The organism is Aquabacter sp. L1I39 (genome assembly GCF_017742835.1).
Lineage (GTDB): Bacteria > Pseudomonadota > Alphaproteobacteria > Rhizobiales > Xanthobacteraceae > L1I39.
This window is the reverse complement of the sequence record NZ_CP072392.1, coordinates 4,584,403-4,606,796: the sequence shown is the minus strand read 5'-3', so window position 1 is coordinate 4,606,796 and position 22,394 is coordinate 4,584,403. Positions and strand designations below refer to the sequence as shown.

General features: G+C 66.1%; 14 protein-coding genes. 2 read left to right on the top strand and 12 right to left on the bottom strand.

The features are described from left to right. Nucleotides 1–19: 19 nt before the first annotated feature. The 10 genes from J5J86_RS20885 to J5J86_RS20840 all read right to left on the bottom strand — a co-directional run bounded on the left by J5J86_RS20885 (nucleotide 20) and on the right by J5J86_RS20840 (nucleotide 12,000). On the bottom strand, nucleotides 20–721 hold the full coding sequence (locus J5J86_RS20885; protein WP_209105482.1) for a nucleotidyltransferase family protein: 702 nt from the start codon (nucleotides 719–721) through the stop codon (nucleotides 20–22). Between the two features lie 17 nt (nucleotides 722–738). Continuing rightward, entirely contained in the window at nucleotides 739–2,304 is a 1,566-nt protein-coding gene (tsaE, locus tag J5J86_RS20880) for a tRNA (adenosine(37)-N6)-threonylcarbamoyltransferase complex ATPase subunit type 1 TsaE (protein ID WP_247657743.1), read from the bottom strand. Continuing rightward, nucleotides 2,301–4,466: a PAS domain-containing sensor histidine kinase gene (locus J5J86_RS20875; protein WP_209101676.1), complete on the bottom strand. Its 2,166-nt coding sequence runs from the start codon at nucleotides 4,464–4,466 to the stop codon at nucleotides 2,301–2,303. The genes tsaE and J5J86_RS20875 overlap by 4 nt, the downstream gene beginning before the upstream one ends. A gap of 585 nt (nucleotides 4,467–5,051) precedes the next feature. Continuing rightward, on the bottom strand, nucleotides 5,052–6,236 hold the full coding sequence (locus J5J86_RS20870) for an acetyl-CoA C-acyltransferase family protein (RefSeq protein ID WP_209101673.1): 1,185 nt from the start codon (nucleotides 6,234–6,236) through the stop codon (nucleotides 5,052–5,054). An 81-nt stretch (nucleotides 6,237–6,317) separates the two neighbouring features. Continuing rightward, the gene (locus tag J5J86_RS20865; protein ID WP_209101671.1) at nucleotides 6,318–7,397 is read right to left on the bottom strand and encodes a 3-hydroxyacyl-CoA dehydrogenase; all 1,080 of its coding nucleotides are present in this window, start codon (nucleotides 7,395–7,397) and stop codon (nucleotides 6,318–6,320) included. 188 nt (nucleotides 7,398–7,585) lie between these two features. Further along, nucleotides 7,586–8,230: a CoA transferase subunit B gene (locus J5J86_RS20860; RefSeq protein ID WP_209101668.1), complete on the bottom strand. Its 645-nt coding sequence runs from the start codon at nucleotides 8,228–8,230 to the stop codon at nucleotides 7,586–7,588. Next, nucleotides 8,230–8,946 (bottom strand): CoA transferase subunit A, encoded by a 717-nt coding sequence (locus tag J5J86_RS20855; protein ID WP_209101665.1) that lies wholly within the window; start codon nucleotides 8,944–8,946, stop codon nucleotides 8,230–8,232. Before J5J86_RS20855 ends, J5J86_RS20860 begins: the two co-directional genes overlap by 1 nt. A gap of 34 nt (nucleotides 8,947–8,980) precedes the next feature. Next, on the bottom strand, nucleotides 8,981–10,003 hold the full coding sequence (locus J5J86_RS20850; protein WP_209101663.1) for a phosphotransferase family protein: 1,023 nt from the start codon (nucleotides 10,001–10,003) through the stop codon (nucleotides 8,981–8,983). Beyond that, nucleotides 10,000–11,220, bottom strand: coding sequence for an acyl-CoA dehydrogenase family protein (locus J5J86_RS20845; RefSeq protein WP_209101661.1), 1,221 nt, complete (start codon nucleotides 11,218–11,220; stop codon nucleotides 10,000–10,002). Before J5J86_RS20845 ends, J5J86_RS20850 begins: the two co-directional genes overlap by 4 nt. A gap of 12 nt (nucleotides 11,221–11,232) precedes the next feature. Continuing rightward, entirely contained in the window at nucleotides 11,233–12,000 is a 768-nt protein-coding gene (locus tag J5J86_RS20840; RefSeq protein WP_209101659.1) for an SDR family NAD(P)-dependent oxidoreductase, read from the bottom strand. Between the two features lie 164 nt (nucleotides 12,001–12,164). On the opposite strand from J5J86_RS20840, the gene J5J86_RS20835 reads away from it, so the two are divergent. Then, entirely contained in the window at nucleotides 12,165–12,908 is a 744-nt protein-coding gene (locus J5J86_RS20835; protein ID WP_247657742.1) for a TetR/AcrR family transcriptional regulator, read from the top strand. Nucleotides 12,909–13,003: 95 nt separating this feature from the next. Further along, nucleotides 13,004–13,999, top strand: coding sequence for an MDR family oxidoreductase (locus J5J86_RS20830; RefSeq protein ID WP_209101656.1), 996 nt, complete (start codon nucleotides 13,004–13,006; stop codon nucleotides 13,997–13,999). A 77-nt stretch (nucleotides 14,000–14,076) separates the two neighbouring features. Here the strand turns inward: J5J86_RS20830 and J5J86_RS20825 are convergent, their stop codons facing one another. Further along, nucleotides 14,077–15,180 (bottom strand): polysaccharide deacetylase family protein, encoded by a 1,104-nt coding sequence (locus J5J86_RS20825; RefSeq protein WP_209101653.1) that lies wholly within the window; start codon nucleotides 15,178–15,180, stop codon nucleotides 14,077–14,079. 408 nt (nucleotides 15,181–15,588) lie between these two features. Next, nucleotides 15,589–22,014, bottom strand: a complete 6,426-nt coding sequence (locus tag J5J86_RS20820; protein WP_209101636.1) for an autotransporter outer membrane beta-barrel domain-containing protein — start codon at nucleotides 22,012–22,014, stop codon at nucleotides 15,589–15,591. Nucleotides 22,015–22,394 lie beyond the last annotated feature (380 nt).

Genomic DNA, 22,394 nt, shown 5'->3' with positions numbered 1-22,394 from the left:
CCCAGATCCCGGGCGCACCTTAGTCGCTGGAGCGTCGGATGGCTTCCTCCGCAGCCGCGATGGCGTCCGGTGTCCCCACATGCATCCAGATGCCCTCCAGGCGGATGCCGAACAGGCGGCCCGCCTCTCGCGCCTGGTCGAAAATGCGGTTCAGCGAGAAGGCGCCGTCCGGTGCGTCAGCGAAGAGACTGGGCTTCAGGATGGCGGCCCCGGCATAGACGAAGGGCGCCATGACCCGCTCCGGCCGACGCGTCAAGCGCCCTTCCGCATCCATCAGGAAATCGCCGGGGCCATCATAGCCAATGGACAAAGCGGACGAGGCCAGAAGCAGCAGGACATCCATACGCTCGGGATCGAACACGGTTTCCATGCGGGCGAGATTGGGCCGCATGCCCTCGATCCAGATGGTGTCCGAATTGATGGCGAAGAAGGGCGCCGCTCCGAAATGGGAAAGCGCCCGGCGCACGCCCCCTCCGGTCTCAAGCAGTGCGTCCCGCTCATCACTCAGCACGATGCGCGGCGGCGCGGTGCGGGCCTTGAGATGGGCCTCCAGCAGGTCGGCATGGTGGTGCAGATTGACCACCGCCTCCTCTACCTCGACCTCCGCCAGCCGATCGAGCACATGGTCGATCAGGGCGCGGCCATTCACCTCGACCAGGGGCTTGGGCCGGGTGTCGGTCAACGGACGCATGCGGGTGCCGAGACCTGCCGCCAACACCATGGCCTTACGCAATTTGGTCACGTCTGGAATTCCTTCGATGGCAGGACTGCCTCGTACCACATGCGCAGCGAACCCAGTTCCTGGTGGCCGAGGCACCGCGCCAGATACCGCCTAATCCGGGGAAGGTGACGCAAATATTGCGGTTTGTCGTCGCGAAGCTTCAGCCGGGTAAAAATCCCGAGAATCTTCGTGGCGCGTTGGGCACCCATCAAGGCATAGAGATGGGCAAAGGCGCGGGCGTCGAACGCGGGATCGGCCTCGCGGCGCAGCTTCACGTAGTGGCCGACCAGCGCCAGTTCGAGGCTCTCCGAGACATCGACGCGCGCATCCTGCGCGAGCGAGACCACGTCATAGGCGGCCGGGCCCAGGACCGCGTCCTGGAAGTCGATCAATCCCACCCGGTTCAGGCCCGCGCGGCCCTCCAGCCAGATGAGGTTGGGGGAGTGATAATCCCGCAGCACCCAGGTCTGCGGCTCAGACAGCACCGGCGCCAGGGCATTGCGCCAGAGCATGGTGAACTCGTCCCGCACCACCTGGTCGACCATGACGTTACGATAGGGCAAGTACCAGTCCAGCATCAGTTCGAGCTCGATCTGGAAAGCCTCAATGCCGTAGGTGGGCAGCACATATTCACTCTGGGGCGCGATGTGCAGGATGCTGGGCAGGCGCTTGGAATGAAGCGCCGCGAGCACCTCCACCGCAGCCTCGTAGCGGGCCTTGATGGGCTCCGGGGGGTGGCCCTCCAGTACGCCCTCGTCGCCGAAATCCTCTAGGATGAGCAGGCCGCGTTCAAGATCGGCGGAGTAGATCTCCGGAGCGGAGAAGCCGGCGGCCTTCAGCCCCCGGGCCACTGCCACGAAAGCCCGCACATCCTCGGCGAGATGGGCGATGCGGCTATAGGGCAGCCCCCGCCGCACCGGCGGGCCGTCGGGCCGGCGGGGGGCGTTCATGAGCACCGCCGATCGGTCCGGCAGGACCAAGCGGGCATAGGAGCGCGAGGAGGCATCCCCCTGCATATAGCGCCGCTCGGCCTCGGCAAAGCCGCTGGATTCGATCAGGAGCTCCGAAGCGTGCAGCCGGTCGAGCCGCTCAGCGAAGGCGCCGGTGCCGATCAATTGCGCCCGGCGCCCTTCTGGCCCCAGCTCGGGCGCCAGCGTCAGCAGGATGGTGAGGCGATCGGCGGGCAGATAGGCGGGCGCCCGCTCCGGCCACTCTACCAGCACGATGGCCCCGTCGGTCAGTTCCTCCCAACCGATCTCTTCCAGCTCCTCCTGTTCTTCCAGCCGATAGAGGTCGGCATGCAGAACCTTGGCGCGAGGCAGGTCGTAGGAGACCACCAGTGAAAAGGTGGGGCTTGGAACCTCAAGAGCCGGATCCCCAGCCAGCACCCGGATCAGCTCGCGGGCAAAGGCGGACTTGCCTGCGCCGAGATCACCCGTGAGGGCCACAACATCCCCTGCCGCGAGCCAGGGCGCCAGCATCGCGGCCATCTGCTGGGTGGCGAATAGCCCCGGCAGGTCCAGCGCAAAGGTACCAGAGCCGCCGTCGGATGCATCGTCGAGGCGGGACATGGAACCGGTCATGCGGCGGCCTCGCTGCGTCGGGGGGCATCAAGCGGAAAGAAACAGGCGGCAAGGGTGCCGCCGCTGGGCGCGGGCTGGAGTGTGACGGTCCCACCGTGCAGCGTCATGAAGGATCGCACGATGGACAGACCAAGCCCCACGCCCCCCCGCCCGCCGGCGGAAGGCCCAGTCTCGAAACGATCGAACAGGCGATCGGTCAGCTCTGGCGAGATGCCCGTCCCTTCGTCACGCACCTTGAGCACCACGGCATCCGGTCGACGCTCGGCGCTGAGCACCACCGTGCTGCCGGAGGGCGAGGCGGCAATGGCATTGGACAGGAGATTGAACAAGATCTGCCGCACGCGCCGCCCGTCGGCAACGAAGTGCCCCACATCGGCCGGCGCCTCGATGCGCAAGGCGACGCCCACCTGCTCAAGCAGATCGCGCACAGCCTCGGCCACCCCTTCCAGGGTGCCGCGCACATCCACCTCGCCAAGATCAAGCGCCATGGCACCCGCATCGATGGTGGCGAGGTCGAGAATGTCGTCGATCAGGGCACGCAGCGTGTCGGACGACTGCCGCACGTGATCGAGGAATTCGCGCTGTCGGTCGTTCAGGGGACCAATGGCGGTCTCGCCCAGCATATGGGCATAGCCGATGAGCGTATTGAGCGGCGTGCGCAGATGATAGGAGACATGCCCCACAAAGGCGTTCTTCAGCACGTCCGCGGCTTCCAGCGCCTCGTTCCGCTCGATGAGCGCGCGCTCCACCTTCACGCTGTCAGTGACATCCCGGAAGGTGACCATGGTGCCGCCATCGGGAAGCGGCTGCGCGGCGCCGTCCAGCACCCGCCCATCCGCCCGCTCCAGGCGCAATTGCTCACCCCGGCGATGCTCGATGGCGGTGATGACGGAGCGGATGCGGGCCCAGGTGCCTGTTTCCCCATAGAGCGGCCGACACATGGCGGCCACCGCATCGATATGAGGCCGCTCGCCCAGCGCCTGGGCGCTGAGCGACCACAAAGCCAGGAAAGCCTGGTTGTAGAGCCGCAGGCGTCCATCGGAGCCGAACACCGCCACCGCTTCGGCGAGGCCGTCCAGCGTCTCGCCCTGGATGCGAATGAGGCTGTTGTACCGGCTCTCCAGCGAGATGCGCTCGGACAGGTCCTCGAACAGATAGGTGACGCCGCCCTCGGCATTGGGGGTCGCCACCACGCGCAGCATCTGGCCGCCGGGCAGATGCCACCAATCGTGCACCGGCTCGATGGCGCGATAGGCCTCGCGCAGATGTTCGCGCCAGGCGCGGAAATCCGCCTGCTCGGGCACCCGGCGGGCGAGGCGCATGCGCTCCAGGATCTCGCTCTCGGTGGGGCGCTCGTCCAAAAAGGTCGGGTCGAGCTCGAACAGGCGCTCATAGGCGGAATTGTGGAACTGGAGGCGCTCGTCGGGTCCGAACATGGCGACCGCCGTGGCCAATTGGTCGAGCGTGCGGCGATGGGCGGCGATGGTGCGCTCGATCTCGCCGCGCAACGCCTCGGCGGCGGTGGCATCCACCGCCAGGCCCGCGCTCCCCTGCGGGCCGGGTACTTCCAGCACATCCAGGATCTGCCGGCGCCCGCCGGCCACCACGCGCACCCGCGCCTGATAGGGCTCGCCCTTGCGCCGCGCGGCGGCAGACGCCTCGCGAGCGGGCTGGTCGAGCAGTTCCAGGCCCTTGGTGCAGACGTCCTCGGGACTGGCCCCGCCCACAGCCGCTGCGAACGCCGGATTGACGCGCACCAGACGCCCCTCAAGATCCCGCTGCCAGACCGGCAAGGTGGAGGCGCGGAACAGGTCCTGGAACGGGACGGTCGAGACCGCACCAGCCTCGGATGCGCTGAGCCGGCGCGTGGTGACGACGCGATTTCCGGCCACGGCCTTGCCTTCGACGCACATCATGACACCGGCGACCGCGACGTCGCGCAAGAATGGCTCATCGCGCTGAAACAGACCGGACAGAGGGTCCGCAAGGCTCTCGGCTACCCCGGACCCCAGCCACAAAGACAGGTCCGGAACGTCTCCCGCGACCGGAGCGGCGAGCGTCTGCAGGCATCCGGCGGCGCCCATCAGCAAAGGCGGCTCTGTGCCTCCGAGCCAGATGGCCGCCCCATCGGTACCGGCCCCCAGCAGTGCGGCGAGGGACATCGAATCTGCGCGGGCAAGCGTGAGGGCGCGCGCACTCGCCCTACGGGTCCGCGCGGCGGCCCGGCTCCGGATCGCACAGGCCACCCCCATGCCCACGGCAGCCAGCGACGCGGAGGCGGCGACCAGAGCGAAGGGACTGACGCTGCCCGAAACCACGTCCAGCAGCGGCGCGGCTTGCGCGGGTACCGCCGCAATCAAGGCAGGCGTGCAAAGAGCGGCGGCGGCGAGAGGCCGCGTCAGGATGCCGGAGGAAATGGACAGGCGTGACGAGCGGCGAACCGCCTGGGCGCCAGGCGCGCCGGTTTGGCGGCAAAGCTCCGCCATGCCTCCGCCGTTGCACCACTCGACCATGCCGCTTCCGCCCCATGCCTGCCAAACGCGGGATGCCTTGCCCCGCGCGAATCACGCTTCACTCTAGAACCTGATCGGATCTGGTTGAAACACAGTGAAAGGCAAAAGAGGCGCCCCGCACCGCGAAGTGCGGGGACGGCAAGCCACATCACGCACCCCCATACTTCCGGCAGCAAAACAAGACTGAGGGCCCCGTGGGGCTGGGTGAGCGACCAGGGGGCCCCTGTCTTTTTCTCACTGGCGCTCGATGATCATGGCAATGCCCTGGCCACCACCGATGCACATGGTGATGAGGCCGTAGCGGCCGCCGGTCCGCTTGAGCTCATAGATGGTCTTCACGGTGAGAATAGCGCCCGTCGCGCCCACCGGATGGCCGAGCGCGATGGCGCCGCCATTGGGGTTGACCTTGGCTGGATCGAAGCCGAGGGCGCGGCTGACCGCGCAGGCCTGGGCGGCGAAGGCCTCGTTGGATTCGATTACGTCGATATCGGCCACCGACAGGCCCGCCCGCTCCAAGGCGGTCTTCACGGCCGGCACCGGGCCCATGCCCATCTCGGAGGGATCAACGCCCGCAAGGCCATAGGAGACGAGGCGCGCCATGGGGGTCAGCCCGCGTGCCTTGACCGCTTCGCCGGACGCGATCACCACGGCGGCGGCACCGTCATTGATGCCGGACGCATTGCCGGCGGTAACCGTGCCGTCCTTCTTGAACACGGCGCGCAGCTTGGCGAGATCGGCGGCGGTCACGTCACCGCGCACGTGCTCGTCGGTGTCGAAGCTGATCGGCCCCTTCCGCGAGGCGATCTCGTAGGGGACGATCTGCTCCTTGAAGAGTCCAGCGGCAATGGCGGCCGCGGCGCGGCGGTGGCTTTCCAGCGCGGCCTCGTCCTGGGCGGGGCGGTCGACGCCGTAGCGCTCGGAGATGTTCTCAGCGGTGATGCCCATATGGCCATTGCCGAAGGGATCGCTGAGCGCGCCCACCATCATGTCCACGAGGCCGAGATTGCCCATCTTCTGCCCCCAGCGGGCGCCGGGCATCAGGTAGCCGCTGCGGCTCATGCACTCGGCGCCGCCGGCAAGAGCGACGGAGGCATCGCCCAGCTTCACCATCTGCGCCGCGCTGATGATGGCCTGGAGGCCCGATCCGCACAGGCGGTTCACGGTCAAAGCCGGCGTTTCCTTCGGCACGCCCGCATCCATGGCCGCGACGCGCGAGAGATACATGTCGCGGGGCTCGGTATGGATGACATTGCCCATCACCGTCTGGTCCATGTCAGACGGCTCCAGGCCGGCGCGGGCGATGGCAGCCTTGGCCACGTGCGCGCCCAGCGCGGTGGGAGGCACGTCTTTCAGCGCGCCGCCGAAATCGCCGATGGCGGTGCGGGCGCCGGACAGGAAGAAAACGTCGGTGGTGCTCATGTGCGGTTCCTCCTGGCGTCGGCCGGAAGGGCCGCGCCGCGTTTCAGATGCCCGGCGTGTGGAAGCGCCGGCTTGGCGGAATCAGGCGGGCAGCGGCTCGGGCAGGCGCGGCTCAGGATGCCCCATGCGATCGCACACATCGTGCACCGCCGCAGCGACCTCTTTGCGCCCATACCGCGCCATGAGGGCGAACGGGCCTTCCCGGAATTTCAGTGCCATCACCGCGCCCTGGTCCACCGCCGCGGGCACGGCCACCCGCTCCTCGGCAAGTTCCAGGGCGGGCACGGCGAGGGCGCCCAGCAGGCGGCGCTCCACCGCATCCAGGTCGGCCCCGGGCATCTGCGCGTCCGCCGGCCAGTCGGCGCCGCTGCGTCCCTGGTCCTGAAGCAATTGGGAGGGCACGTAGAAGGGACCGAGCGGCACCAGATTGGCCTGGGCATGAGCCGCCACGGCCGGACGGATGAGGTTCATCACCGTGAAGGGGCCAGCGGCTGCGCCAATGCGCTCCCGCGCCACGAAGTCCACATCGGCGGGGCCTGCGATGCGCTCCTCCACGAGGCGGGTCGCCTCATTGTAATAGGGGCAGAAGAAGCGGTTGATGGCAAAGCCCGGCCGGTCGGCACAAGGCAGCGCCGTACGGCGGGTTTCCTTCAGGAAGGCCATCGCCCGCTCCAGGGTGCGTCCGCTGGTGCGTTCGGAGCGCACGACCTCGACCAGCGGGGAGACTTCCGCCGGGCTGAAATAATGCAGGCCCAAAAAGCGATCGGAAAAGCTGAAGCCGTCCGACAAAGCTCCCACCTTCAGCGCGCTGGTATTGGTGGCCAGCACCGTATCAGGCCCCAGATGCGGCTCCAGCGTCGCGAACAGGTCGCGCTTGACCTTGAGGTCCTCGAACACCGCCTCGATCACGAGATCCGCCCCGGACAAATCGGAGAGATTCGCTGCCGGGCGAAGCCGGTCGAGCGCGGCCGAGGCGTCCGCTTCGCTCATGCGACCGTTCTTTACCCAGCGGGCATAGACCCCGGCGGCGCGGCTCTTGAGGGCGTCCGGCCCTTCTGGGCGGGCATCATAGACCTGGACGGAAAGCCCGTGGCGGGCCGCGTCGAGGGCGATGCCGCCGCCCATCAGACCCGTTCCGATGATGGCGAGCCGTGTGGTCATGATGTGCCTCTCGATCTAAAGGGCGCACGCGCCGCCCGAGCACCGCCCGGGCAATACGAACCCGTTGCGCCGACGTCCCGAGGAGGCGCGCGCGAACGTTTCGCCGATTGGAAACCGGAGCGGCCAAACCGCTCCGGGGAAAGGCCACCGGCCGGGCCGGCGCAAGGCCGGGCCGGCCGGGCTCTGCCTCAGTCGAGGCCGACCTCGAACTTGGCGGCGGTCTTCGCCCGCACTTCGTCGAGCGTGACGCCAGGCGCCAGTTCCCTGAGCACCAGGGTGCCGCCGCGCTTGGTGAACTCGAAGCGAGCAAGATCCGTGATGACCATGTCGGTCACCTGAGTGCCAGTGAGCGGCAAAGTGCAGGCTTCCACCAGCTTGGGGGCGCCGGACTTCTCCACATGCTCCATGAGCACGATGACCGACTTGGCGCCAGCCACCAGGTCCATGGCGCCGCCCATGCCCTTCACCATCTTGCCGGGCACCATCCAATTGGCGATGTCGCCCTTCTCGGAGACCTGCATGGAGCCGAGGATGGACAGGTCCATATGGCCGCCACGGATCATGGCGAAGGAATCGGCGCTGGAGAAATAGGCGGTGTCCGCCACCTCGGTCACGGTCTGCTTGCCGGCATTGATGAGGTCGGGATCCTCCTCGCCCTCATAGGGGAAGGGGCCGATGCCCAGCATGCCGTTCTCGCTCTGGAAGCTCACCGTCATGCCTTCCGGCAGGAAGTTGGCCACCAGGGTCGGGATGCCGATACCCAGGTTCACATAATAGCCGTCACGGATTTCCTGGGCGGCGCGCGCCGCCATCTCGTCGCGGGTCCAGGCCATCACTTCACCTCCTCGGGGCGCTTGCGGGTGGTCACCTTCTCGATGCGCTTCTCGGGATTCTGGCTCAGGACGATGCGATCCACATAGATGCCAGGCGTGTGGATGGTGTCGGGGTCGAGCTCTCCCACCTCGACGATCTCCTCCACCTCGGCAATGGTGACCTTGCCGGCGGTGGCCATCATCGGATTAAAATTGCGGGCGGTCTTGCGGTAGACGAGGTTGCCCTCCTTGTCCGCCTTCCACGCCTTGATGATGGACAGGTCCGCCACGAGGCCGGTCTCGAGCACATAATGCTCGCCGTTAAACTCCCGGGTGGGCTTGCCCTCGGCCACGATCGTGCCGTAGCCGGTCTTGGTGTAGAAGCCCGCGATGCCCGCGCCGCCGGCCCGGATGCGCTCGGCCAGGGTGCCCTGCGGGTTGAATTCCAGCTCCAGGTCGCCTGCCAGGTACAGCTTCTCGAAAAGCTTGTTCTCGCCCACGTAGGACGACAGCATCTTCTTGATCTGCCCGTTGGACAGCAGCAGGCCGAGACCGAAATCGTCGACGCCGCAATTGTTGGAGACGACGGTCAGATCCTTAACGCCATTGTCGCGGATGGCCGCGATCAGATTCTCGGGGATGCCGCAGAGGCCGAAACCACCGGCCATGATCATCATGCCGTCGGCGAGCACGCCCTCCAGGGCGCTTTTCGCGTCCGGGTAAACCTTTTTGCGCATCGTCTAGATCCCTCCGTGGCGCCGGTTTCCGTCCCTAGATCAAATCGGCGGCCCTGCCGGCGAAAGCAGCCGCAAGCCGACCCGTTTCCGCAGCGTTGTCGGACGACGCATTCCCCGCCTTGGCGCGGGCCGCGATCCCCTCGAAGATCACGGACCAGCGGAACAAGGCGAAGGCCATGTGAAAGTTCGTCATCCGCGCACCGTGGCGGGCGGCAGCGGCATACTCAGCTTCGTAGTCCGCCCCGCTCGGAATGCCAAGGGCTTCAAGGTCGAGGCCGGCGAGACCGCCATATTCATCGGGCCTGGAAATCCAGGCCATCATGGAATGGGCGAGGTCCGCGAGCGGATGGCCAAGGGTCGACAACTCGAAATCAAGCACCGCCACCACCCGCGGCTCGGTGGGGTGGAACATGAGATTGCCGATGCGATAGTCGCCATGCACCAGCGAGGACACGTCGTCTTGCGGGATATGGGCGGGGAGCCATTCCACCAAGCGGTCGATATTAGGATCCTCTCGGGTGCGGGACAGCTCCCACTGGCGGCTCCAGCGCGTCACCTGGCGGGCATAGAAATTCCCGGGTTTGCCGAAGTCGCCAAGACCCACCCTGCCAAAATCCACATTGTGGAAGGCGGCCAGCGTGCGGGCCATGGACCGGTACATCTCGCCCCGCTCGGCCGGATCGACGCCGGGGAGCGTGCAGTCGTGGAAGACCCGCCCCTCCACGCGCTCCATCACATAGAAGGGCGTGCCGACAATGCTGCGGTCGTCACTATAGAGCAGCGCCGGCGGCACCGGCACGTCGGTGTCGGCCAGCGCCCGCATGATGCGGTATTCCCGATCCACCGCATGGGCTGAGGGCAGGAGCTCGCCCGGCGGCTGCTTGCGCAGCACCAGAGCGCGGGTGTCATAGGTGACGAAGAAGGTGGGGTTCGACTGCCCGCCGGCAATGCGGGCGAGCCGCATGGGGCCGGCAAGACCGGGGATCGCCTCCTTCAGGAAGCCGTCGAGGCGGGCCTCCTCGAAGCCGAGGGGAGCGGAAGGAGCGGCCTCGCTCATGCCGCGCCGTCCGTCGCCACCGGCCAGCGCCAGAAGGCATCGCCTTCCTTCTCCAGGAAGCGGTTGAGAACCATCTGGTGCACCTCGTCGGCGCCATCCACCAGCCGTGCCTGGCGGGCATAACGGTAGATCCATTCCAGCACCGTGTCCTTGGAATAGCCACGGGCGCCGTTGAGCTGAAGGCCCATATCCACCGCCTGGTGGAGCGTGTTGGCCGCCTGGATCTTGGCCATGGACACCTCCTTGCGGGCAAGGCGGCCCTGGTCCAGCTCGAACGCGGCCTTCATCACCAGAAGACGGCCGATCTCGATGGCCATGGCGGTGCGGCCCAGCATCAGCTGCACGCTCTCCCGGTCGGCCAGTCGCACGCCGAAGCCGTGGCGCACCTCGGCATAGTCGCGGCCGATCTCGACGGAACGGCGGGCGAGACCCAGCCAGCGCATGCAATGGGTGAGGCGCGCCGGCCCGAGGCGGATCTGGGTGATCCTGAGCCCCTTGCCCTCTTCCATGAGCACATCCTCGGGCGGAATGGTCAGGCCATCAAACTCCAGCTCGCAATGACCGCCATGCTCCTCCGGCCCCATGATGGGAATCCGGCGCAGGATGCGCCAGCCCGGCTGGTCACGGTGGAACATGAAGGCGGACAGGCCCGTGCGCGGATCATCGGAGGTGCGGGCGATGAGGATGAAGTGGGCGGATTCCTCCGCGCCGGTGATGAACCATTTGTGGCCATAGATGCGGTAAGAGCCATCCGGCTGCTTTTCGGCCCGAGTGCGGATCATGGAGGGATCCGAGCCGCCGCCGGGGTGAGGCTCGGTCATCACGAAGGCGGAACGCACGTCCCCCCTGACGATGGGAGCGAGCCAGCGCTCCTTCTGGTCCGGCGTGCCCACCGCTTCCAGCACCATCATGTTGCCATCGTCGGGCGCCGCCGAATTGAACACCACCGGCCCGAAGATGGAGCGGTTCATCTCCTCGTAGCAGACCGCCATGCCCCTACGGCCCACGCCCAGGCCACCATTCTCCGGCTTCAGCTGAAGGCACCACAGCCCCTCCTCCCGCGCCTTGGCGCGCAGGCGCTGGAGCGGCGCATGGGCGATATTCTCGTGGGCGTCATAGGACGCCGGATCGCTTTCCAGCGGCTGGATCTCGCGGGCGACGAAATCGGCGATGCGCTCGCGCAGGCTTTCCAGCGCCGGGGAAATGGTGAAGTCCATGGGTCTCAAGCCTCACAGAGAGGAAACGAGGTGGCCGCCATCCACTTCCAGGGTGGAGCCGGTCATGTAGGAAGATGCGTCGGAGCACAGGAAAAGAAGCGGCCCCGCCACATCCTCCAGCTTCGCCAGGCGGCGATAGGGGATGCGGCGAATGAGGGCCTTGCCCGCCTCGCTCTCAAAGAAGTCGCGGTTGAGGTCAGTCTCGACGTAGCCCGGGCAAAGGGCATTGGCGCGGATGCCGTGGCGGGCCCATTCCAGGGCCATGGAGCGGGTGAGCTGGATGAGCCCCGCCTTAGAGGCGCAATAGGCGGAGACCTGCCCTGCAATGCGCTCGCCCAGGATGGAGGCGACCGTCACAATGGTCCCGCCGGTCTTGGCAGAGGCCATGGCACGCGCGGCAGCCCGGCCCACCAGGAAGGCGCCTTTCAGATTGGTGTCGAGGATGCGGTCCCAGGCCTCCTCCTCCAAATCGAGGAGCGGCGTTGTGGCGGTGACACCCGCATTGGCCACCAGGATGTCCAGCCGGCCGAAGGTCTCGACCCCTTCCGCCACCGCAGCGTCCACGGAGGCCGCGCGGGTGACGTCGATGGCCAGCGGGATCGCCTCGCCCCCTGCCTCCCGGATGCGCGCGCAGACGGCTTCGCACTCGGCCTTGTTGCGGGCGGCCACCGCCACGCGGGCACCGGACTGGGCCAGCCTCTCCGCGAAAAAGGCGCCGAGGCCCTTGGATCCGCCCGTCACGAGGGCCGTGCGGCCTTCCAGATTAACGGAAAATCCCATCGGCGCTGCCTCCCTTTTCGCTTTCCGTCCCGCCGCTTCCCGTCGGGGATGTTTCGTTTTATGTTTATAGAGCGAGCGCTCGCTTTATAGACAGGCACACAGCGGGCATGCAAGAGGAAACCCGAAGAACGCGCCCCTCGCCGAGGCTGGCGCAGGGGAGCAGGATGGAAACGACGACCCCAGAACCGGCCGCGCCGCGCCGAGACGGCGATAGCGCCATGGCAGGGCTGGACGTGTCCATGGAGGCCATGGCCGCCCGCATGCTGGCGCGCCATCAGGCCACCATCCGGGTGAAGAAGGCTCATGTGGCAACGGCACGGCTCGCCCGCATTGTCGAGACCACTTTGACGCTGGCCAACAATGCCGGGTTCCAGTCCATGAGCCTGCGCGACCTTTCGGAGCAGTCCGGCCTCAGCATGGGCGCCCTCTATGCCTATTTCGATTCCAAGGAGACGCTGCTGCGCATGATCCTCGACACGGTGTCCACCGTGGTGGAGGAGGTGCTCGGTTCGCCACCGGCTGACCTCGATGGCCCGCGCGCCCATCTGAACTGGCTGCTGCGCACCCATGTGGCGCTCACCGAGGCCATGCTGGCCTGGTTCACCTTCGCCTATATGGAGGCCAAAACCTTCCCGCCCGAGGCGCGCGCCATGGCGGTGGCCAGCGAACGGCGCACGGAATCCTTCATCTGCGATGCGCTCACCGACGGCGCCGCAGCGGGAGCGTTCCATATCGACGATGCGGCCATGACGGCAGCGCTCATCAAGCCCATGCTCCAGGATTGGTATGTGAAACGCTCCAAATACCGCCGGCGCGGCATCACCCCCGATGCCTTTGCCGATGCCCTCATCGCCTTCGTGGAGCGCGCCATCCTGGCGCCCGGGCCGCCCCAAGGCGCGACCGGCTGACCCGCCCTTCCCCGCTTGCGACCGGCCGGGAGATGGGCCAGCCTCCGTTCCAACAGACGACAAACGGCCCCGAACGGGGCAACAGGAGGACACTCATGGCGGACACGTTCACGGCGCTCGTGATCGAGGACCAAGGCGGCAAGCCGCACGCAGCCTTCAAGCCGCTGTCCCTGGAGGACCTGCCAGGCCATGACGTCCTGGTGGAGGTCGCCTTTTCAACCCTGAACTACAAAGACGGCCTTGCGGTGAGCGGCAAGGGCCGCATCGCACGCCGCCTGCCCATGGTGGCGGGGATTGACCTGGCCGGCACCGTGGTGGAGAGCCGGTCGCCAAACTGGCGTGCCGGCGACAAGGTGATCGTCAACGGCTTCGGCCTCTCGGAGACCGAATGGGGCGGCTATACACGCTTCCAGCGGGTGAAGCCGGAATGGCTGGTACGCCTGCCCGAGGCCTTCACGTTCGAGCAGGCCATGGCCATCGGCACTGCCGGCTATACCGCTGCCTTGTGCGTGGATGCGCTGGAAGATTGGGGCGCCATCGCCCAAGGCGGCCGGGAGGTCCTCGTGACCGGTGCTGCGGGCGGTGTCGGCTCGGTGGCCGTCGCCCTCTTGGCCAAGGCCGGCTACACGGTGACCGCCGCCACCGGCCGTCCCGAGACCCATGCCTATCTCTCCGAGCTCGGCGCCACCAACTTCGTGGACCGGGCGAGCCTGACCGAGAGGGGCGCGCCCTTGCAGAAGGAGCGCTGGGGCGGCGCGGTGGATGCGGTGGGCTCGACCACCCTTGCCAATGTCCTCTCCCAGACGGCCTATGGCGGCGCGGTGGCCGCCTGCGGACTGGCGGGGGGTGCCGATTTGCCCGCCACCGTCCTGCCCCACATCCTGCGCGGGGTCGCTTTGTTGGGGGTGGATTCGGTCGGCACGCCCATGGCAAAGCGCGTGCGCGCCTGGGACCGTCTCGCCCGCGACCTCGCGCCCGCCACCCTTGCCGGGATGACCCGGATGGAGCCCATGTCCCGGCTACCAGAACTGGCGGACGAGATCCTCGCCGGGCATGTCCGCGGGCGGGTCGTCATCGATGTGACGCGCTGAAGCCTCGGAGCCGGAAGCAAAAGGGCCCGGACGTCACCGTCCGGGCCCTTTTGTTTCTAACGTGCGTGAGAGCGCACTCAGTTCCGGGTGATGGACCCCGTCGCCGCTGGCGCCGCCACAGCCGGCGTGATGGACATGGGAGCACCGGGAGCGGAAGCGGGAATCGGCTTCGTGCTGGCGCTCGCGCCCATGGTGGGATGCGCGGGCTTCGGCTTCTTCTTGGGCTGCGGCTCCGCCTGGGCCACCACCTTCGGCGCCGGCGGGCGGCCATGGGCGATAAGTTCGGAGACGGTGACGATCTTGTAGCCCTTGGCGATCAGCGCATCGATCACGCGCGGCATGGCCGCCACGGTGGTCGGATGAATGTCGTGGGACAGGATGATAGCCCCCGGCCGCACCTGCTTCATGATCTGGTCATAGACCGCCTGCGAATCCCTCACCTTCCAATCCAGCGGGTCCACCGACCAGAAGATCTGGCTGAGACCGTACTTCTCGTAGAGATGGGCCTGCAGGCTCGGGCTCATGGAGCCATAAGGCGGGCGCATGAGAATGGGCTTGGCGCCGGTGATCTGCTCCAGGAGCGCAGAGGTATCTTCAACCTGCTTGTCGGCGGCAGCCACGGTCAACTTGGTGAGCTGCGGGTGGCTCCAGGAATGATTGCCGATCTCGTGGCCGGCGGCAGCGACCGCCTTCACCACTTCCGGCGCCTGGACCGCGCGGTTGCCAAGCATGAAGAAGGTCGCCTTCACGTGGCGGTCGGCGAGGATCTTCAGGAGCTTGGGCGTGGTCTCCGGATTGGGGCCGTCATCGAAGGTGAGGGCCACATAAGGCGCATCCACCTCGAGATAGGTATAGGAGGGCAGGCGTTTGCCGGGCACGGCAGGCTCTTCCGCCACTGGAGCGGCTGCGACCGTCTGGGCGGCCGCCGGCTGGGCCGCGCCGAGGGCGGCGGGCGCCGGCGTCGGCGCAGGCTGGAACATGGCCGCGGTCACCGCGGGAGACGGCAAGGCGGGCAGGCTCGGATGGCTCGGGGTCGGGGCGCTGGCGGAAGCAGGCGTCGCGAGCGTGACAGGGGTGGCAGGCGGCGTTTCGGACGCGGACAAGGGCATGAGGCTAAAGGCCAGCCCGAGCCCAATGGCTCCGGTCACGGCGGCTGCGCAGATGGCGACGACTTTCTTCACGGCTTGGCTTTCCTGGGGCAAGCGACGTTCTAGTCTCGGCCCGCGAGTGTGGATAAAGCGTGAAAGTGGCGAAACAATCAATGCGCGCGGGACAATTGCGGCGCCGCTGCGGCAAAAGACGCAGGCATCGTGTCTTTCGCGTCACCTTCAGGAAGAGCAAGGCCAACACTCGAACACTTATCAGGATACCGATCGATGCCAAGCCATCTTGGCTGGGCCGACGGCTCCATTGCGCGCCCGCCGGATGGGCGGGAGCACAGCGGCTTTGCGAGCTTTCGCACCCTTTGGCGCCGGATCCGATCACACTGGCTCGTCATGCGGTCCAGTGTGATCGGTGAATCCGTCTCTTTTCAAAGTGATAGAGGGCGATTCACCACTCAGATTGATTCAATCTGAGTGGATCGCGCTCTAGAACTGAACCGCGAAGCGGGCACTCAATTCCTGGGAAAGATAGTTGTTGCCGATATCCGCCTTGTACTCGGCGCGGACCTCGTAGCCCTTGGTATCGAACAGCTGCAGGCCGGCGGAGAGATTGACAAGGCTCGACGGGATGGTGACTTCCGATACGAAATTGCCGATCACATCGCTCGCATCCCTCAAGCTGACACCGATGGGCATGCTGTCCTTGGCGAAAAACGTCATGCCCGCCGAGCCATAGGGCCGCAGCCACAGATTCGGCGACAGGTCCACTCTCCCGCCAATCTCCACGTTCGGGCTGAAGGCGAAGTTGACCTGGCTGGCGGAGGAATAATCCAACGTGGCCCCGGTGCCCTGCTCGTGATAGGCCGGCATGTAGGTGTAGAGCACGTCGAAGTCCGCATAGGGCTTCAGATACCAGTTTGCATAGGCGAACTCGTAGCTGGCGCGGAAGCGGCCGCCTGTGGTGAGCACATTGGCCGTGCCCTGCGCGGTGTCGCTCTCCGTCCCCAAGTCGATGATACGGCTGGTCTTGTAGTTGCCGAAACCCAGATGCCCGGAGAGGGCAAACAGCCAGGGGCCCGCCTGGTGCTTCAGCGACAAGGCGGCATCGCCGCTATTGCCCGATGTGGAGGAGAGGCCCTCGGCATCGTTGAGCCAGGCCTGCGTGAAGCCGGCGGTGGCGCCCACGAACCAATTGTCGATCACCTCGCGCTGCACACCCACCCTGTAGGTGATGGCACTCTGATTGTAGCCGGAGGTGCTGCTGGAACTGGTTTGGTCGGTCCAGGTGCCGATGATGCGGGCCCAAGTGCAGTCTGTCTCCTGCATCAGCGTGCTCGCCCCCTCGAAGACCGGGCAGCTCAGCGCGGCATGCATCGAGGCGCGGGCGCCCAGCGTTTGCGTGGTGAGCGAACTGGAGGATTCCTCCTGGCTCATGGAATCGATGGCGCGCAGATAGTCCTCGACCGATGTGAGCCGGGCCAAGTCTCCAAACAGATCGGCCATGCTGCCACTGACGGACGGCGCGCTCCAGGCGTCCTGGAGGTAGCGCATCAGCGATCGCTCGGTCGGTGTCACGGGTGCCCCGGCCACCGACGTGAAGCTCGCCACGGGCCGGATATAGAGATCCTGGGCCTGAGCCCCCTGACCGGACGGCGTTTCCACCCGAGCCTGCCAACCGAAGGGAGCAAAGTTGGCGCCCCCTGCGAAAATGGGACCGGAAATGGAACCGGACGTGGTCACAACCTTGAAGTCCTCCGGCTTGAGGCCGCCGATCACATTGACCTTGAGCCCACCGCCCAGCATCACCGAGGGCGCCAGCCCACCATCGGCGGGCTGGACGCGCAGGAGGTCGCTCCTCGGCCCGCCAGGGGTGGGCGTCGAGGTGACATCCACCAGGAGGGCGCCGCTGTTTGTCTGCCTGAACTCCTTGCCCTGGACGGTGAGGGTGCCGAACGTGCCGGTGCCGCCGATATTCAGGATGCCGTCATTTACGAATTCACCTCCGACCCCGAGCTGGACGCTTCCGGTGCCGGCAAGGCTCTGGTAGGTGCCACCCGCACGGTTACGGAACGCGTTGCCGTCGGCCATGGCGCCGCCGAGATCGACGTCACCGATCACCCGCGAGTAATTGTCGACGATGTCCGTGCCGAAGGATCCGATGATGGCCTTTCCGGAAAAGGCACCCACCACGCTCTCAGCGTCCATGGCTTCGAGCCGCACATAGTTGCGGTGTCCGCCATCGATGCGGATGGCCGCGCCCGAGCCGGAACCGCCCCACAGCGTGCCCTTGTGGTAGATCGCCGTGGCATAGTCGGACTTGTCGGTGCGAATTTCCCGCGTCCGGTCAATCGAGCCGTCATCCTTCTGGACGCCGGACTGGGTGAAAATGGCGTAGGAGTCCTTGCCGGTGGCGGAAATCGTCCCCCGTGTATCGATGCGAATATTTCCGCCGGCGCCCTGCATCAGAGCATCCCGACTGGCGCTGGCATTGGAGAGCGGAAGATTGCCGCCATCCAGGTTGAACCACGCGCCACCGCCCGCCCCAATACTCTGCGCGAAAATGCCGTGCGCGCGCTCTCCAGTGGTGGCTATGGAGAACTGCCCCCAGGGGACGTCGTTCGCAGACTGGATGTTGACGGACCCGCCATTGCCGGAAACACCGTGCTTTTCAGTGACGTATACGTCTCGGGGAAATTCATCAAATGGACTTCCCGGGATTGTTATCACCCTCACGGTCTCAGTGGGCTTGGTCAGGGTGACGGTTCCCTGCCCTGCCCCAGCATAGCCGCCACCGCCGCCGATCGATTGCGCGAACACGCCCGTGGCCCCGGCGCCAGACGTCCGGATGGCGGCATTGTTGGCCAGTTCCACCAGCACGGAGCCACCATCCCCCTTTGTCCCCGCGGTTCCTCCCAGAGTGGTGTTGCGAACCAGGTCCGATGCCGGCAGCGCGTGGGCTCCAAAGCCGCCGCCACCACCGATGGACTGGGCGAGAATGCCAAAGGCGCCTAGGCCCGAAGTCTCGATCACGCCCGACTGGTGCACGACCACCGCGCCACCGGCGCCGCCGCTCGTTCCGCTCTTCTCTTCTCCCTCGCGGGTCCTGCCGCCAATATTCACGAACGCCACGAACGGAGGAAGGAGCGAGGTTCCCGATCGCGTGGCATCGCTGAACGTGCCAATGCCCCCGAGCCCGAAATCCTTAAGCAGTTCATTGGCGATCAGCAGCGCATCGTATGCCTGCTGCGACGTCACAAGCAGATCGGCGGAGACGGGCGACTTCCGGTCCAGGAAATACGCGCCGCCACCACCACCGATGCTCTGCGCGACGATGCCGTGGGCCTCCTGGCCGGCTGTAGAGATGAGACCGGTGTTGTTGACGGTCACGCTTCCCCCGTTGGACGGCGATGCCGTCTTGCCGCCCACATTGACGGCCGCGGACACCGAGGCCACCGCATCGGTGTTCGAAGCCCCCCCGCCGACACCGCCGCCACCGCCAATGGACTGGGCCATGATGCCGAATGACCCGCCCCCTTGCGTCAGCACCGTTCCGGAATTGGCGACGAGGACCGCCCCACCGGCGCCCCCTGCCCCACCGCTTCCTCCGACGGACACGCCGATATTGTAGAGGTTGGACCCGTTGGTCGTGCCGCCGCCCCCCGCGCCACCACCACCGCCGATGCTCTGCGAGAATATGCCATAGGACATATTTCCGGCGGTTGTGAGCAGGCCGGCATTGCGAATGTCCACATCGCCGCCCGCCCCGCCCGAGCCACCGCTGGCGCCTATGCTGACGTTGATGGAAACTGGGTTTTTCGTTCCGTCCGGCGCCTTGCCCACCAGCTCTTTAATTCCGTCCTTCAACGCATCCGTGAATTGTTCCTTCAAGGTGTCGAGCAGGTCGGCCTTCACGGCTTCATAGAACGCCCTCGCCAACGTTTCCGGCATTTCAATTTCCGGAATGGGCGGAAGCCCACTGGCAACACGTTCCTTGTTCTTGTTTCTGATTTCCTCGTTCTTTTTTATGTCATCTTTAATGACACTCCATCCAGTTTTGAATAAATCGAGAACCGCCTTGGCATTCTTTATTTTTTCTTGTTCAGAGCCCTTCTTCTCGAAGAAAGCAAGGTCCAAACCCAAGTCCGGAGCCTTAGCGACCACAGCCTTGTTGATCTTGAAAATCTCGTCCGCGAGTTTGACGACCGCATCCGTCGCGGCCTCGACCGAGCCTGGAACCGAGCCGCTTTTCTTTGAGCCCGACATAGAGCCGCCAACGCCACCGCCACCGCCGATGCTCTGGACGAAGATGGCAGCCGATCCATCGCCTGTGGTCTTCACCAGGGCGTCGGCGGCGTTCGCGACCGAGACCTTTCCACCCGCACCGCCGCCGCCCCCCGATCCACCGATCGTGAGGCTGCCGGAATACTCTCCGGTCGCATTGCTGAGATAGCCGCCGGCATTGCCCCCACCGCCCCCGATGGATTGCGCCACGATTCCCTTCGCCTCGTTGGCTGAGGTCCGCACCGATCCCAAATTGTTCACGATCACCAGGCCGCCGTCGCCACCACTGCCTCCTGAGCCGCCCACGGCAAACTTCAAGGCCAAGGTGTCCGCCACGGGCAGGGCTTCCGACCATACAGAAGCGATGGGATTGTCGGTCGAAATGCCTTTGTTGGCGGACGCGCTTCCTGAGCCTCCATCCCCGCCTCCACCACCGATGCTGACGGCCATGATGCCTGTTGAGAAGGCGCCTTTCGTTTCCACTGAATTCTCGTTCACGATGCTGACGAGGTCGCCATGGCCACCTCCGCCACCACTTCCGCCCAACCCGACTGAGGCCGTGAGATTCTTGAACATGCCAGCCACATCGGACAGGCTCGACGCCCCGCCCGCACTTCCACCGCCGCCGCCAATGCTGGTGCCGAGGATGCCGTACGACTTCTCCCCCGTCGTGGTTATGATCGCGTGGTTGTCGACGGAAACAGAACCACCGGCCCCACCGTCGCCGCCGCTTCCGCCCACGGAATAGCTAACGCTAAAGGAGGGGGTCGACGGGGGAGAGGCCGCCGCCGCCTGCGCTGAGGCATCTCCCGCGCGGCCGCCGCCGCCGCCGACGCTGCGCGCCTCAATGCCGTGGGAATCCTTCCCGTACGTCATGATGTTGGACGTGTTGTCCACAACGACAGAGCCACCCTTCCCGCCCTTGCCGCCCGCGCCGCCAACGGCATAGGACAGCGACAAGATGAGGCCCGCAGAGCCTGCCTGCGCCGCGCCTCCGGATCCGCCGCCCCCCCCGATGCTCTGCGCGACGATGGCGCTGGCGGAATTGCCATTGGTGGTGATGGAGGGCTGAAGGCCGCCATGCAGGGCCTTCCAGGATGAGGCGCCCATCTCGACCAGGCCGCCATCGCCGCCGCCACCGCCATTGCCGCCGGCCGCGGTGCCCAGGAGAATACTGAACACGCTTTTGGAGCCGCCCCCGGCGCCGCCACCGCCACCGACGCTCTGGAGCAGCACGCCGATGGCAGAATCGCCATAGGTCGACACCGTGCCGTCATTCACCACGGACACGGTCCCGCCATTGCCACCCGCGCCGCCCGTTCCGCCCGCGCCGGCAGGCCAGAAGGCGGACGAACTGCCACCGCCCGCACCACCGCCCTTGACCGCGCCAGGGGTGATGTCCGCGCGCTGAAAGGCGTCCACCGCCCCTCCCCCGCCGAGGCTTTGGGCGAGCAGAGCGATGGAGCCCTCGCCACGCGTGGTGATCGTGCCCGTCTGTTGGAGCGTCACACTGCCGCCATTGCCCGCCGCGCCGCCATTGCCGCCGGGCCGCCCGCCCGTCGCCCTTGCGCCGTCGCCGCCGACGCCCCCCATGGACATGGCGGCAATGCCGAAGGAATAGTCCTTCCTGGTCTCGATCGAGCCGGCCTGAAGAGCCGTGATGGCGCCGCCATTGCCGGCATCGCCGCCCGCTCCGCCCCCGGATTCCCCGGTATAGTCGCCGGACGGCGCCTGCGCGACCTGCCGGCCGCCGCGCCCACCCACCGACTGCAGAAGCACACCGGTGGACGTTGCTCCGTCCGTGACCACCTTGCCGTTATTGACGAAGGAGATGGCACCACCCCGACCGGCGCCCGGCAGAATGTTCCTGTAGCTGCCACCATCAAGGCCGGCACCACCAATGGACTCCGCAACGACACCCGGCGCGTACGCCCCCTGCGTGGAGACACCGGCGCCCTTGCTCAGGCTGACGGTGACGTCATTGCCGTTCGCGCCGGGATAGAGGCCGGCATTGGCACGGGACACGCCGATGGCCCAGGCATCGGGAACATTCTTGCCGGTCTGCCCCCCCTGGGACCTCGCCCAGACGCCACCGAAATGATCCCCCGTGGTCGAAAGCGTTGCCCGAAGGTCCAGTTGCACGGTCCCGGCCGAACCGCCCTTGCCTGGCGCGCCAGGACCCGAGGGTCCGTCGCGGCCAACATACCCGTCGCCGCCCAGCGAATAGATGGAGAGCAGCGCCGTGTCCGATGCCAGGCTTGCGTTGCCGACAACAGATCCGCTCAGGGTCAAGGCGACATTGCCGGCCGAGCCGCCATCCTTGCCCGGCGTGTAGTAGAACTGAGAGCCGGAAATGCCGCCGGCGGAAAACAGCTCGCCCACCGTGCCCTTTCCTCCGACAGACCCCACTTCCACAATCGTGGACTTGGCAGGGGAAGCGGTATTCGCGACCGTCGCGCTGACCCGCACGTCGCCGGCCGGAGCGCCCGGGGTTGAATCGACCGGATCGCTTCCACTTCCCCCGGGGCGTGGCTGCCAATACCAGTCCTTGCCGTCCGCCCCCTTCTCCACCTTGTAAAGGGACATCTCCTGCGCCACGCCGGGCGCCGTCGTGAGCCACAGGCCGGCCATCAGGAGTGGGGTAACGCTGACCCCCGAAAGAAGCGCCTTACGCAGATGCATCGGATCCCCCACCACGCTCCGCCGCACATCGAGCCACGGCAATCAAAAGGATTGCTTTCAAAATCTTGCAGCATATTGATCGATCCTCTACTCATTAACATGCTACCAATTTGTGTAAACACTATATTTATTACATACTCTTTCATGTCATTTGAGAATAATATTCTAGTCGAATAAGAAACACACCCTCCACCAACCTCGAAAATACAAAGTATAAAACCCTCCTCGGGAATCGAAAGAAATTCTATATAATTCCCAAAAGGACACGACTAATTCATGATTTCACTGTATAAAAGAAAGACATTATTGACATGATGCGTTGATTTTTA

Bases quoted from the DNA above. Each gene is read 5' to 3' on its own strand.
- J5J86_RS20885 (WP_209105482.1), bottom strand. From the start codon at position 721: ATGGTGTTGGCGGCAGGTCTCGGCACCCGCATGCGTCCGTTGACCGAC.
- tsaE (WP_247657743.1), bottom strand. From the start codon at position 2,304: ATGACCGGTTCCATGTCCCGCCTCGACGATGCATCCGACGGCGGCTCT.
- J5J86_RS20875 (WP_209101676.1), bottom strand. From the start codon at position 4,466: ATGTCCCTCGCCGCACTGCTGGGGGCCGGTACCGATGGGGCGGCCATC.
- J5J86_RS20870 (WP_209101673.1), bottom strand. From the start codon at position 6,236: ATGAGCACCACCGACGTTTTCTTCCTGTCCGGCGCCCGCACCGCCATC.
- J5J86_RS20865 (WP_209101671.1), bottom strand. From the start codon at position 7,397: ATGACCACACGGCTCGCCATCATCGGAACGGGTCTGATGGGCGGCGGC.
- J5J86_RS20860 (WP_209101668.1), bottom strand. From the start codon at position 8,230: ATGGCCTGGACCCGCGACGAGATGGCGGCGCGCGCCGCCCAGGAAATC.
- J5J86_RS20855 (WP_209101665.1), bottom strand. From the start codon at position 8,946: ATGCGCAAAAAGGTTTACCCGGACGCGAAAAGCGCCCTGGAGGGCGTG.
- J5J86_RS20850 (WP_209101663.1), bottom strand. From the start codon at position 10,003: ATGAGCGAGGCCGCTCCTTCCGCTCCCCTCGGCTTCGAGGAGGCCCGC.
- J5J86_RS20845 (WP_209101661.1), bottom strand. From the start codon at position 11,220: ATGGACTTCACCATTTCCCCGGCGCTGGAAAGCCTGCGCGAGCGCATC.
- J5J86_RS20840 (WP_209101659.1), bottom strand. From the start codon at position 12,000: ATGGGATTTTCCGTTAATCTGGAAGGCCGCACGGCCCTCGTGACGGGC.
- J5J86_RS20835 (WP_247657742.1), top strand. From the start codon at position 12,165: ATGGAAACGACGACCCCAGAACCGGCCGCGCCGCGCCGAGACGGCGAT.
- J5J86_RS20830 (WP_209101656.1), top strand. From the start codon at position 13,004: ATGGCGGACACGTTCACGGCGCTCGTGATCGAGGACCAAGGCGGCAAG.
- J5J86_RS20820 (WP_209101636.1), bottom strand. From the start codon at position 22,014: ATGGCCGGCCTGTGGCTCACGACGGCGCCCGGCGTGGCGCAGGAGATG.